We start from the raw sequence: 13,200 nt of genomic DNA, 5'->3' as shown, positions 1-13,200 counted from the left end.
GCATTAGACTCGATGCAGTCACCCGTGAAGGAAGGAGCGCCATGAGCGCGAAGAAGCGTGCAACAGCGTCGCTCTCGGATATTGCTGAGCAAGCGGGGGTCTCTATCTCCACCGTTTCGAAGGTTGCAAACGGGCAGCCCGATGTCGCTGCAGCCACGCGAAAGCGCGTCGAAAGGCTGCTGGCCGAGAGCAGCTATGTGCCGCTGAAGCGGCGCCACATTGCGCCTCAGGAGCGCATCACATTTCTCACGCGCACCATGAACTCTCCCCTCACGCTCGACGTCCTTCGCGGGGCGGCGGCCGAGGCGCAAGCGCATGATCTTGATCTTGTGATCTCGGTGCATCCGGACGACACGGATCTGAGGTGGATCGATGACCTCGGCGGCGGCCGCACGGCCGTCGTGGCCGTGCGACCGACGCTGGACGCAGACCAGCGCGCCCGCTTCCGCCTGCTCGGAATTCCGCTCATCGTGGTGGATCCGTACACTCGTCCGGATGACGTGTCTTACAGTGTTGGTGCCACCAACTGGGCGGGCGGACTAGAAGCTACCGAGCACCTCATTGCAGCGGGCCACCGCAGGATCGGGATGCTCACCGGTGTTGCCGATACCCAGTCGTCCCTCGCCAGGCAGCACGGGTATCTCGCCGCTCTGGGTGCGCGCGGCATCCCGGCGGATCCGGAGCTGATCCGACACGGCGAGTTCTCCTACGACTCCGGCCTGGCCGACGGCACCACGCTCCTGAGTCTCCCCAACCCGCCCACCGCGATCTTCGCCGCGAGCGATTTTCAGGCCGCCGGGGTAATCGAGGCTGCGCGGCGCCAAGGCGTGCGCGTGCCTGAGGACCTCAGTGTGATCGGCTTTGACGACCAGATTGTTGCGCGGATGACGGCGCCTCAGCTAACCAGTGTTCGGCAGCCGTCAGAGGAGATGGGCAAACATGCGGTGCGCGTCGCGCGGCAGCTCCTCCTAGGGGAAGAGCCGATGGCGCGTCACACCGAGTTGGCGACAACGCTTGTGGTGCGCGGTTCAGTCGGCGAACCCCGCGTTCGATAACTATCGAGAAATTTCTCTTGTATTGTCGGGAATCGTTGATAGCATGATTCTCGACACCGGTGAGCAGTTGGCGCCGAGGTCGTCCTCGGCCCTTGTACGAAGGAGTACCTGCTCATGAATCTGCCGTCCCGGAGGGTTGCCCTCCTTAGCGTCCTCGCTATTACAGCAACATCACTCGTAGCCTGTAGCCCACCGGGTGCCGCGAACGGTGGCCCTGTGGACCTAACGATGGCCGTCTGGTCGGCAAACAAGGACCACCTCGCACTGTTCGACAAGATCGCCGAAGGCTACCTCGCCGATAACAGCGAGGTGAACTCGATCACTTTCGAGACGATCACTAACCAGGACTACATAGCCGGCCTCACCACCCGCATCGCCGGCGGCAACGTTCCGGATCTTGCCTGGATCCCCGAGGCGAACGCCCCGGAATTCATTCAGAGTGGAGTTCTCGCAGACCTCACCGACACTTTCAAGAGCGCCGATGGCTACAACCTCGACGACCTCTTGCCGAGTGCGACCGCGCTCTGGGAGAAGGAGGGCGCTCTCTACGCCTACCCGTTCTCGAACAGCCCGTTCGCAATGTACGTGAACCGTGACATCCTCAAAGCAGCCGGACAGCCAGACGTGTCAGCACTCGTGGGCACGAGTGAGTACACCTGGGACACGATCGCCGACATCGCAGCGGCCGTCAAGGCGACCACAGGGAACTCTGGATTGGTTGTTCCCTCCTTCTCGCCGACTACTTGGGACAACCTCACCCCGCTTTGGGCATCGTGGGGCGCCGCACCCTGGACGGATGACTCCACCAGCTGCACGTTCAGCAAACCCGCGATGGTTGATTTCCTCTCCTGGTTCCAGACCCAGACAGATCGCGGTGCCATGCCCGCCGTCACCACGGTGGCGCAGAACCCGGTTTTTGCCACAGGCAACGTAGCGTTCAGCGTGGCGCAGCTCAGCGCATCGGGTGCCCTCGACGACAGCTTCGAGTGGGATTTCCTTCCGCTGCCCGCGGGCCCGGATGGTAAGCAGGGTGTGATCGGCCAGGCCGGCATCGGTGTGGTGGCGAAGAGCAAGCACGTGGATGCCTCGACCGACTTTCTGGCGTACTTCACAAACGCCGTGAACTCGGAGAAGCTCGCCACCTACTTCCCGCCGTCTCGCAAGTCACTCATGAACATTGAGACGCTCTCGGCCGCCGCCCCGAAGCTCAGCGAGCGACAGATCCAGTCGGCGATCATCGACGTGGTTCCCGACGCAATCGTCAAGGCCTCGAGTCCCGTCTACTCGCGGGTGACCGGTCTTGTGAGCTCGGCTCTTGATTCGGTGTGGACTGGTGGAGATGTCGCAGCCGCGACCTCCGCCGTCTGCAATGCCGCTCAGCCCGTCCTCGGACGCTGACGCACTGTGTCGTCCGCAACCCGCACGCGGGCGATGACTCGCCCGGTCCGGCGGCGCCTCGATGGAGGCGACCGCTGGATAGGACTGGCGTTCGTCGCCCCACAGTTCATCGGTGTTCTGGTGCTCGGTATCATCCCTTTCATCGCGGTCATCTGGTACAGCCTGAACGAATGGACTCCGCTCACCGGCACCTTTAACTTCATTGGGATCGACAACTACACCCAACTGTTTGGCGACCAGCGGTTCTATAACTCCCTCCGGTCGAGTTTCCTCTTTGGTGCCGGGATCGTCACGCTTAATCTTGTTCTTGCGCTCAGCCTCGCGCTGCTCCTCAACAATCGGATGCGCGGCATAGCCACCTTCCGTGCGTTTTTCTTCTCGCCGGTTGTGGTGTCGATCATCTCCTGGTCGATCGTCTGGAACTTCCTCCTCGCTCCGGAGGGCGGTCTCAACGGCATGCTTGCGATGTTTGGCATTGACGGCGCCGGATGGCTGACCAGTCCGGCGACGGCGCTTCCGTCGGTTGTTGTTATCCAGGTGTTCAAGGGGGTTGGCATGAACATGGTGCTGTTCCTCGCGGCGCTGCAGGGGGTTCCGGGGGAGATCAAGGAGGCCGCACGATTGGATGGGGCGGGGCCGCGTCGGTCGTTCTTTTCCATCACGCTGCCGATGATTTCGCCGACGGTCCTCCTCGCCGGCATTCTCACCACCATCGGTTCGCTGGAGGTGTTCGCACCGATCCAGTTGCTGACCCAGGGCGGACCAGCCGACTCGACGCTGATCTTGCCATATTTCCTATACCAGACCGCGTTTCAGCAGCAGCAGTTCGGGTATGCCAGTGCCATCGGCGTTGTGCTCTTCACCGTGATTCTCGTATTGACCATGGTGCAGTGGATGTCGCGCAAGAAGTGGGTTAATGATGAAAACTGAAATTTCTGAGGTCCAGACTCCGGAGGCCCCTGAAGCCGTTGTCTCGTTCCGGGTAGCGCCTCCACGAAAAACCAAGGCAAACCGCGATTCGCGCGGATCGCGCGCCCGCAGTCGCATCAACACCGTGGTGCTCTATGCGATCCTCGTCCTCCTCTCGATCCCGTTTATCTATCCGACGGTTTGGATGATCTTCAGCTCGTTCAAGCCGACGTCGGAGATCTTCTCGCAGCCGCCCAGGCTCTGGCCGGTGGAGTGGACGCTGGATGGGTTTGCGAAGATCTTCACGGCTCAGCCGTTCCTGCAGCAGTACGGGAACTCGCTGTACATCGCGTTCATCGTAACGGCGGGATCGCTCGCCGTATCGGGGCTGGCGGGCTACGCGTTTGCGCGGATGCGGTTTCCGTTCCGTAACACCATGTTTGTGATCCTTCTTGCCTCCATGATGGTCCCCAGTGAAGTAACGATCATCCCGATCTTCACGGCGGTGAACGCGATAGGGCTCACCGACACCCATTGGCCGCTCATCCTGATGCCCCTGCTTGGTCCCTCCTCGGTGGTGTCGGTGTTCATCTTCCGGCAGTACTTCCTGTCGCTGCCAGGTGAACTTGAGGAGGCCGCTCGACTGGACGGGCTGGGGCGAGTGGGCATCTTCACGCGAATCGCATTCCCGCTTGCGCGGCCGGCGATCGCGGCGGTCACAATCCTTACGTTCCTACGGTCGTTCAACATGTACTTTGAACCGCTGATCTTCCTGACAACCCCGGAGAAATTTACTGTGGCGCTGGGAATCACGCGGTATCAGGACGGGTATGGCGAGCCGCTGTGGACCACCCAGCTCGGAGCAGCGTCGCTCACGGTGATCCCGATCCTGATTGTTTTCCTCCTAGCGCAGAAGCAGTTCATCGAAGGAATCGCCGGCACGGGGGTGAAAGGCTAACCTGTGGTCGGCCTGCTGCGCAGGTCTAGCGCGGCAGGTCTGTGTGTGCGGCCAGCTGACTCCTTCAGTTCCATGCTGCATCTATCGAGCCGCCACCGAACCCCGCGTCAGTCCTCCGCGATCACCGCAACGGAACCGGCTGCAACAGTCCCCGCAAACGCCGCGCCCGTCAGCAGGTCAACGCCGGCGGCCTCCACCGCCGCGGCTGAGCGTGAGTGGTTGATCGCGAACAGGAAGCTGCCGCCGTCGTCGGCCCGTCGACGTACGAGTTCCACACCGCGGTCGGCGGCGGCAACGGGAGCGACGCCGGACTCGGCCAGCAGCCGGTCCACGATCGCTTCAACGCCGTCGCGGTCCGGGAACGTCGCCAGGTACCAGGCAGCACCGGAGCCAACCGCATGCCGCGTCAGCGACGGCACGCCCTCCAACGGATACTCGGTGAAGGTCTGCACCGCTTCGGCCCCCGCGAGGTGGACGTGCTCGCTCCACACGGAAGCCACCCCGCCGTCGCTCAGCTTCAACTGCCCGCCGGCCAGCAGCGGGTGGAATTCCTCCACGCGGATCCCCAGCAGCTCCCGGAAAGCGCCGGGGTAGCCGCCCATCCGGACGTGGTCCTGCTCGTCCACAATCCCGCTGAAATACGTCACCAGCACCGTGGCTCCGGCCCGCGCGGCAGCAGCGATGTTGGCAGCGGCTGCGTCCGTCACCGAATAGAGCGTGCACACCAGGACCAGGCCGTAGCCCTCCAAGGACGAAGAAGGATGGACCATATCCACCGCGATCCCGCGCAGGAACAGCGACCGGTGGAACGCCCGCAGTACGTCCAGGTACTTCACGTCCTCGCTCGGTTTGGAGTCGATTTCGTTGGCCCACCAGGCTTCGTAGTCGAACACGATCGCCACGCGGGATTCCACCCGTGAGCCGCGCACCGGTGCGAGCCGCTTCAGGGCAGACCCGAGCTCCACCACCTCGCGCCACACCCGTGTGTCGCGGCCGCCGTGCGGGACCATTGCGGAGTGGAATTTCTCGGACCCGGCGAAGCTCTGCCGCCACTGGAAAAACATCACCGCATCCGCTCCACGGGCCACATGGGCCAGGGAGTTGCGCAGCATTTCGCCGGGCATCTTGGGCTGGTTGCGCGGCTGCCAGTTGACGGCCGACGTCGAATGTTCCATCAGGATCCACGGCTCGCCGCCCGCGATTCCCCGGGTCAGGTCCGCGCTGAACGCGAGTTCGATCTGACGCTCGGGATCCGCAGCCACGAGGTAGTGGTCGTTGGCGATGACATCCAGGTCCTTGGCCCACTCGAAGTAGTCCAGTGCCTTCGTGGCGCTGGACGCCATCAGGTTGGTGGTGCAGGGGACCCCAGGGGTGACCTCCCGCAGAACCGCCAGCAGCTCCCGGTAGTAGTCCATCAGGGCCCACGAATTGAACCGTTGGAAGTCCAGCTGCTGGCCCGGATTCAGCGTGGAAGGCGCGACGCCGGGCGGCAGGATCTCCTCGAAGGAACCGTAGTGCTGGGACCAGAACGCCGTGCCCCAGGCCGCGTTCAGCGCCTCGATGCTGCCGTACCGGCGCCCCAGCCACGTGCGGAACGCCGCGGCGTCCTCCGCGCCATGGAACTCGGAGACGTGGCAGCCGAGCTCGTTATCCACGTGCCATAGCGCCAGCGCAGGGTGGTCCTTGTACCGCTCGGCGATCACCCGGGTGATGCCGGTGGCATACCGGCGGTAAACGGCCGACGACGGTGTGTAGTGCCGCCGGGAGCCCGGTCCCAGCACGGTTCCGTCAGCGGTGACCGGCAGGATTTCCGGGTGTTTGCGGACCAGCCAGGCCGGGGGAGCAGCGGTTGCGGTTGCCAGGGCAACCTTGAGCCCGGTGGCGGCGAGATTGTCCATCACTTCATCCAGCCAGCCGAAGTTGTATTCGCCCTCAGCCGGTTCGAGCAAGGCCCACGAGAAGATGCCCACGCTCAGGAAACTGACGCCGGCTTCCTTCATGAGCTCCAGGTCTTCCAGCCGGATGTCCGCGGGCCACTGTTCAGGGTTGTAATCGCCGCCGTAGGCGATCCCTTCCACGTTGCTCCAGACGCTGGCCGGACCGGAATTACGCTGCATGCTCATGGGACTCCTTCGTCTACGGAATGGACTAAACGTACCTGAATCGCGAGGTTTGGGAAAACGCTTGCCCAAACTTTGGAATGCCGGTATTGTATCGTTTCAGAAAGCGTGTAAGCCAGCTCACAACTCACGTTGTAATCACAGAAGCCATTGGCCTGCACAACTCGAGCAAGGAGGCTCTCATGATCAACAGAAGGAATTTCCTCACCACCGTAGCCATCGGCACGGCATCCGCTGCAGCACTGGCTGCGTGTGGCTCACCGGCCCCCAGCCAGACGGGTTCGGCGGAGAATCCTGTCACCATCAACTACACCTGGTGGGGCAACGATGACCGCGCCGAGCGCACCCGCAAGGCGATCGCGCTGTTCGAAGAAAAAAACAAGGACATCAAGGTCAACGGCAACTTCACGGACTTCGCCGGATACTGGCAGAAGCGGGCCACGGAAGCTGCCGGTGGCGGCCTCCCCGACGTGATGCAGTGGGACCTGTCCTACATGCGCGATTACGGCCAGCGTAACCAGCTCCTGGACCTGGGCACGGTCAAGATCAACACGGACGCCTTCGACAAGTCACTCCTGCCATCCGGCCAGATCCGGGGCAAGACCTACGGCATCCCCACCAGCACCAACGCCTTCGCCGTCTACTACGACCCCGCGAAGCTCGCCTCACTTGGAATCGCAGAGCCGGACGGCACCTGGACCTACAAGGAATACAACGACTTCCTGGCCGAGGTCGGAGCCAAGGGCAACGGCGCGCTCTTCGGCGGCACGGACTACACCGGCGTCTGGTGGATGTTCAACATCTGGCTGCGCCAGAACAACATCGAGGCCTTCACCGAGGACGGCAAGCTCGGCTTCAGCAAGGACGACCTTAAGAAATGGTGGAACCAGGCAGCAGCTCTCCGCGGCACCCCTGCCATCGTTTCCGAAGAGCGCGTCACCCAGCTCGCCCCCAAGTCACCCTTTGGCTCGAACGTGACCGCCACGGAAGTCACCTGGGATAACTTCATGGCCGGTTACCTCGGTGACAGCGGCGCCAAGGAGCTCAAGCTCGTCCCGGTTCCCTCCGATGACAAGGACAACCTGGGCCTGTTCCTCAAGCCGTCCATGCTGATGGTGGCCAGCGCCAAGACCAAAAACAAGGACGCCGCCGCCCGGTTCATCGACTTTATGGTCAACGACCCCGAAGTAGGCCAGATCTTCAAGACCTCCCGCGGCGTTCCGGCCTCCAAGACCCAGCGCGACGGCACCACGTTTGAAGGCACGGACAAGCTGGTTGTTGACTACGAGAAGTCCATCGAGAAATACCTCAAGGACGCTCCAGAGCCGCCCATCGTCGGTTTCGGCACGCTGGAAGCCTCCTTCAAGCGGGTCAGCTCTGACCTGAACTACGGCAAGCTCACCATTGACGGCGCGGCCGACGCGTGGTTCAAGGAAGCCGAAGACCTCATCAAGCAGAACGCCTGAGCAGCGTATTGTCTGCCCGACGTTCCCAACTGACGGATTGAACTCGTGACTCAAAGCCCAACCCTGAGCAGGCGTTCGACGCAGTCCGCCCCCGCTCCGCGCAAATCAAAGCGGAGCGGGGCGGATGCCCGCGCCGGTTACACCTTCCTGTTGCCCTGGCTGCTGGGATTCATCGTCCTGACCCTGGGCCCGATGGTTTCCTCGCTGTACCTGTCCTTCACCAACTACAACCTTTTCGATCCGCCCAAATGGATCGGGCTCGACAACTACGCCACCATGTTCCAGGACGAACGGTTCCTGCAGTCGGTGGGCGTGACCGTGTCCTACGTGGTCTTCGGTACACCGCTGAAGCTCGCCGCGGCGCTGGCGGTGGCGATGCTGCTCAACAGCAAGCGCAAGGGCCAGGGCTTCTACCGCTCCGCGTTCTACGCCCCGTCCCTGATCGGCGCGTCCGTGTCCATCGCGATCGTCTGGAAGGCGATGTTCGGCGATTCCGGTCCGGTGGACCAGGGCCTGTCCTTCTTCGGGATCAACCTCGGCGGCTGGGTGGGCAACCCGGCCATGACCATGCCGATGTTCATCCTGCTGACCGTGTGGCAGTTCGGCGCCCCGATGGTGATCTTCCTCGCCGGCCTGAAGCAGATCCCCGCGGACCTGTATGAAGCGGCGTCGATGGATGGCGCCGGCCCGGTGCGGAAGTTCTTCAACATCACGTGGCCCATGCTCTCCCCGGTGGTCTTCTTCAACCTGCTGATGGAAACCATCCACGCGTTCCAGATCTTCAGCTCGGCCTACATCATCTCCAACGGTGAAGGCGGCCCGGCCGGCTCCACCCTCTTCTACACCCTCTACCTGTACCTGCGCGGCTTCAGCGACTTCCGGATGGGTTACGCCTCGGCGATGGCCTGGCTGCTCCTGATCGTCGTCGGTCTTATTACCCTGGTCATCTTCCGCACGTCCAAGTCCTGGGTCCACTACAGCGGTGATTCGAAATGACAACTATGGCAACCCCGAAGCAGTCGGCCCCGATGCTCCAGACGCAGGACTACAACCCGACGTCGGAATCCACGGGCACCAAGCGCGCCAAGAGCGTGGCATTCCATGCCGTAGCCCTGGCCCTGACCGGCGTGGTGCTCTACCCGGCGCTGTGGATGATCGCCTCGTCCTTCAAGCCGAACTCCGAAATCGGCGGCACCAACACCTCGCTATGGTCCAGCAATTTCAGCTTCGATAACTTCGTCACGGCGATGGACGGGATCGGCGGGGTGACCACCCTGCAGTTCTTCACCAACTCCCTGATCCTGGCCATCGGCGCTGTGGTTGGAACAGTCCTCTCGGCCAGCGTCTCGGCCTACGCCTTCGCCCGGATCAAGTTCCCCGGCCGCAGCATCTTCTTTGGCATGATGATCGCCACTTTGCTGCTGCCCTTCCACGTGGTGATCATTCCGCAGTACATCATCTTCAACCAGCTCGGCCTGGTGGACACCTACATCCCGCTGCTGATCGGCAAGTTCCTCGCGGCGGATGCCTTCTTCGTCTTCCTGATGGTCCAGTTCATGCGCAACCTCCCGGCCGAACTGGACGAGGCAGCCCGCATCGACGGCGCCGGCCACGTGCGGATCTTCTGCTCCATCATGCTGCCGCTGATGAAGCCGGCGCTCATCTCGACCTCGATCTTCTCCTTCATCTGGAGCTGGAACGACTTCCTGGGGCCGCTGCTGTACCTGAACACCCCCGAAAAGTATCCGCTGCCGTTGGCCCTGCGCCTGTTCGTGGACCAGACCCAGAGCTCGGACTACGGCGCCATGATCGCAATGTCCGTCCTGGCCCTGCTCCCGGTGCTGATCTTCTTCCTGGTGTTCCAGCGCTACATTGTTGAAGGCGTTTCCACCCAAGGCCTCAAGGGCTGACGGATACAGAAAATGAGCATCATGGACAGCACCACACCCGCATCCGGCCGCAATGAACCCATCCCGGTAAACCGCTTTGCCCTGTTTTCCGAGACCCTGCTGGCCGGGCTGCTGGTGCTGGTGCTGTCCATCCCGCTGGTCACCATCCCCGCCGCGTACGCAGCCGGGATCGCCCATCTGGAACGGCATCTCGCCGGCCGCGACGATTCCCTGCGCGGCCTCTGGGGCACGTTCCGGGCCGCCCTCCCGGGCAGCTGGAAGCTGGGAATCACGACGGCGGGAGCCGGCGTCGTGATTGTCCTTAACCTGTTGCTCGCAACAGTGGGTCAGCTGCCGGGCAGCTCGGTTGTCCTTCCGGCCACGCTGATCCTGGCCGCTGCCGGAGCAGTCCTGCTTCTGCGCACCGCCGCTGCCTGGTCCGGCGTGGCCTGGTCCGACGTCGACGGCGAGGAAGCCTCCGCGCCGGGAGCCTGGTCAGCAGCCCTTGACACCGCCAAGGCACTCTCGCTGCGTGACTGGACAGGCTCGCTCCTCCTTGCGGCGGCGCTGTTCGCGTCCGTGGTTTTTGTCTGGATGCTCGTGGCCCTGTTTGTGGTGGTGCCCGGCATGCTGATTCTGGCCTCCGCCGCCGTCAAGATGCGGTCCAGCCGCGCCTAGCCTTTCTCTGCATTTCCCATTTACTACCGAGTTGAGCCAGACGTGTCTTCCGACAGCCCGAAGTCCGCAGAATCCCTTCACGCCTCCCAAACTCCGGTCCGCTGGTACCAGCCGCTGACGCAGCACAATTACCGCCTGTACATGGGCATGACCTTCGCCGGCAGCATGGGCGTGTGGATGCAGAGGCTGGCCCAGGACTGGCTGGTGCTGCAGCTCACCGGGAGTCCGGCCGCCGTCGGGATCGCCGTGGCGCTGCAGTTCCTGCCGATGCTGGTCATCGGTCCGCTCAGCGGCCTGCTGGTGGACATGTTTCCCAAGCGCAGCGTCATGATGGTGTGCCAGTCCGTGATTGCGTTGCTGGCCCTGGGTCTGGCTGCGTGGGACGCCAGCGGAAACATCACCGTGTGGGCGGTGTACGGAAGCTGCATTGCGCTGGGAGTGACGTCGGCCGTCGACGGTCCGGCGCGCCAGGTTTTCATCAACGAGGTGGTGGGCGACGCCGGGCTGAGGCCGGCCATCGGCGTCAACAACGCGATCGGCCAGTTTGGCGCCATGGTGGGACCGGCCGTCGGCGGAGTGGTGATCGCCCAGGCCGGATCCGCCGCCGCCTTTGCCGCGAACGCCGTGCTTTCCGTGCTTGTGCTGGTCTTGATCGCCGCCGTCCGGCCGGCACTCCTGCACCTCACAACGCCTGCGTCCCGGGGACGCGGCCAGCTGCTGGCCGGCTTCGGGTACGTCCGGGAACGGCCCTCGCTGCTGCTGATCATCGTCCTTGCCGGCCTGCTGGGGGCCTTTGGCATGAACGGACCGGTGGTGCTGACGGCCTTCGCCGAGCGGGTGTGGCACAACGGTGCAGCGGGGTTCGGCCTGTTCAACACCGTGGGTGCCGTCGGCGCCCTGGCCGGTGCGCTGCTTGCCGCGCGGCTGAGGACCATGGGCCGCAAGGGAATCGTGGCCGCAGCCGGACTCTTTGGGCTTTCGCAGCTGGTTGCCGCGCTGATGCCCAACCTGGTCGCTTTCACCGTGATGCTTGCCGTGGTGGGCCTGATGACCCTGGTGTTCCTGACGAGCGCCGCCACGGCCGTGCAGGTGGAGGCGGGCCCCGAAGTCCGGGGGAGGGTGATGGCGCTTTACCTGCCGCTCCTGCTGGGCGGGCATGCTTTGGGTGGCCTGCTGGCGGGCTGGCTGACGGAGGAATTTGGTGTGCGGACGGGCCTGGTAGTCACCGGTGCGCTGGCCATGCTGTCCGCGGCCGTCGTCGGACTTCTGTTGTGGCTGAATTCGCGGCGGGTGCGGAACTGGCAGTCCTGTGAGGAAAAGTAACTTTGTGTGAGTTCTTGACGCGTGGTGCGGCTCACACCTAGTCTGTGAGAAAGCGGTTTCTGAGACGCTCCCGACTGCCAGATCAAAGGACCAACGAATGCTTTCACGCGCCCGAAAATCCAGAATTCCCAAAGTTGCGGCTGCCATGGCCGTCCTGGCGCTGGCCCTTTCGGGCTGCGCCGGGAGCTCGCCGGCTGCCTCCGACGGGCCGGTCACCCTGCGTTTCAGCTGGTGGGGCTCCGATACGAGGCACAAAATGACGGAAAAGCTGATTGCGGCCTTTGAAGCGGAAAACCCCAACATTAAGATCAAGGGCGAGTACGGCGACTGGTCCGGCTACTGGGACAAGCTGGCCACCCAGGTTGCCTCGCAGGACGCCCCGGACATCATCCAGATGGATGCCCAGTACCTTGGCGAATACGCCGAACGCGGGGCCCTGCTGGAACTCAAGGACGTGGATCTGTCCAAGTTCGACCAGGCCGCCGCGGATGCCGGCAAGACGGACGGCGGGCAGTTCGCCGTCACGGCGGGCATGAATGCACTGGTGGTCCTGGCCAATCCCGCGCTGCTGTCCGCCAGCGGGGTATCGCTGCCTGATGACTCGAGCTGGACCTGGGATGACTACAAGGAAACCGCAGCGGACATCACCAGCAAGAGCAAGGACGGCATCTACGGGTCAGGGGGCGTGGTGGGTGATGCCTCCTTCAACCTCTGGATGCGCCAGCACGGGAAGTCCCTGTTCACCAACGACGGCGGCCTGGGCTTTGACGAGGCCGATGCCACGAAGTACTTCGAGATGCAGGCCGGTCTGCGGGACGCCAAGGCCGTTCCGCGTGCGTCCGTCTTGACCGAAGAGGCCAGCGCACCGCTGGACCAGCAGGGCCTGGCAACGAACCGCTTCGCCATGGGCTGGGTGTGGTCCAACCAGCTTGCTGCACTGAGCAAAGCCTCAGGGCAGGCACTGGAAATCCACCGTCCGCCGAGTGTGGAGGGCGACGCCATGAAAGCTGAGCAGTTCTACAAGGCTTCGCAGTTCTGGTCCGCCAGTTCCCGGACCAAGCATCCCGCGGAGACCCAGAAGTTCATCGACTTCCTGGCCAACAGCGTTGAAGCCGGCGAGATCGGGCTGGCAGACCGCGGCATCCCGGGAAATTCGGACGTTCGCGCGGCCGTGGGCCCGAAGCTGACGCCCACCGACGCGCTGACGGCAAAATTCATCGATGACATTGCCGATGAAGTGGGCGAGGCCCCGGCCGTGCCTCCCGCCGGATCCAGTGCGGTTTCCGAAGTCCTGACCCGGTACGCCACCGAAGTCCACTTCAGCAGGATTTCCCCGCAGGAGGCGGCGAAGAAGTCGATCGAGGAGATCAAGAGCTCGCTCAACTAGGCGAGGCAGGACCCTCC

11 protein-coding genes are annotated in these 13,200 nt (G+C 63.4%); 10 read left to right on the top strand and 1 reads right to left on the bottom strand.

What is annotated here, in order from left to right:
- The first annotated feature begins 41 nt into the window (after positions 1-41).
- The 4 genes from NIBR502772_RS20210 (at position 42) to NIBR502772_RS20195 (ending at position 4,320) form a co-directional block, all read left to right on the top strand.
- Entirely contained in the window at positions 42-1,055 is a 1,014-nt protein-coding gene (locus tag NIBR502772_RS20210; protein WP_141141528.1) for a LacI family DNA-binding transcriptional regulator, read from the top strand.
- Positions 1,056-1,271: 216 nt separating this feature from the next.
- The gene (locus NIBR502772_RS20205; RefSeq protein ID WP_168223589.1) at positions 1,272-2,453 is read left to right on the top strand and encodes a sugar ABC transporter substrate-binding protein; all 1,182 of its coding nucleotides are present in this window, start codon (positions 1,272-1,274) and stop codon (positions 2,451-2,453) included.
- A 6-nt stretch (positions 2,454-2,459) separates the two neighbouring features.
- Positions 2,460-3,383: a carbohydrate ABC transporter permease gene (locus NIBR502772_RS20200; RefSeq protein WP_246848604.1), complete on the top strand. Its 924-nt coding sequence runs from the start codon at positions 2,460-2,462 to the stop codon at positions 3,381-3,383.
- Complete coding sequence (locus NIBR502772_RS20195; RefSeq protein ID WP_210412329.1) at positions 3,370-4,320, top strand: carbohydrate ABC transporter permease; 951 nt, start codon at positions 3,370-3,372, stop codon at positions 4,318-4,320. Before NIBR502772_RS20200 ends, NIBR502772_RS20195 begins: the two co-directional genes overlap by 14 nt.
- A gap of 107 nt (positions 4,321-4,427) precedes the next feature.
- Here NIBR502772_RS20195 and NIBR502772_RS20190 read toward each other — a convergent pair whose 3' ends face one another.
- Entirely contained in the window at positions 4,428-6,443 is a 2,016-nt protein-coding gene (locus tag NIBR502772_RS20190) for a beta-galactosidase (protein WP_141141526.1), read from the bottom strand.
- A 179-nt stretch (positions 6,444-6,622) separates the two neighbouring features.
- Here NIBR502772_RS20190 and NIBR502772_RS20185 point away from each other — a divergent pair, with 179 nt between their 5' ends.
- The 6 genes from NIBR502772_RS20185 (at position 6,623) to NIBR502772_RS20160 (ending at position 13,183) form a co-directional block, all read left to right on the top strand.
- The gene (locus NIBR502772_RS20185; protein WP_141141525.1) at positions 6,623-7,906 is read left to right on the top strand and encodes an ABC transporter substrate-binding protein; all 1,284 of its coding nucleotides are present in this window, start codon (positions 6,623-6,625) and stop codon (positions 7,904-7,906) included.
- 45 nt (positions 7,907-7,951) lie between these two features.
- Positions 7,952-8,902, top strand: a complete 951-nt coding sequence (locus NIBR502772_RS20180) for a carbohydrate ABC transporter permease (protein WP_141141524.1) — start codon at positions 7,952-7,954, stop codon at positions 8,900-8,902.
- Positions 8,899-9,816, top strand: a complete 918-nt coding sequence (locus NIBR502772_RS20175; RefSeq protein WP_104060469.1) for a carbohydrate ABC transporter permease — start codon at positions 8,899-8,901, stop codon at positions 9,814-9,816. The genes NIBR502772_RS20180 and NIBR502772_RS20175 overlap by 4 nt, the downstream gene beginning before the upstream one ends.
- 12 nt (positions 9,817-9,828) lie before the next feature.
- Complete coding sequence (locus NIBR502772_RS20170; RefSeq protein ID WP_141141523.1) at positions 9,829-10,473, top strand: Poxvirus protein I5; 645 nt, start codon at positions 9,829-9,831, stop codon at positions 10,471-10,473.
- Positions 10,474-10,515: 42 nt separating this feature from the next.
- Positions 10,516-11,796: an MFS transporter gene (locus tag NIBR502772_RS20165; protein ID WP_141141522.1), complete on the top strand. Its 1,281-nt coding sequence runs from the start codon at positions 10,516-10,518 to the stop codon at positions 11,794-11,796.
- A 97-nt stretch (positions 11,797-11,893) separates the two neighbouring features.
- Positions 11,894-13,183 (top strand): ABC transporter substrate-binding protein, encoded by a 1,290-nt coding sequence (locus NIBR502772_RS20160; protein ID WP_141141521.1) that lies wholly within the window; start codon positions 11,894-11,896, stop codon positions 13,181-13,183.
- Positions 13,184-13,200: the final 17 nt, after the last annotated feature.

The sequence above is a fragment of the Pseudarthrobacter sp. NIBRBAC000502772 genome (genome assembly GCF_006517235.1).
In the GTDB taxonomy this organism is placed as follows: domain Bacteria; phylum Actinomycetota; class Actinomycetes; order Actinomycetales; family Micrococcaceae; genus Arthrobacter.
Note: the sequence above shows the minus strand (reverse complement) of the source record. Positions and strands in the feature narration are given on the sequence as shown.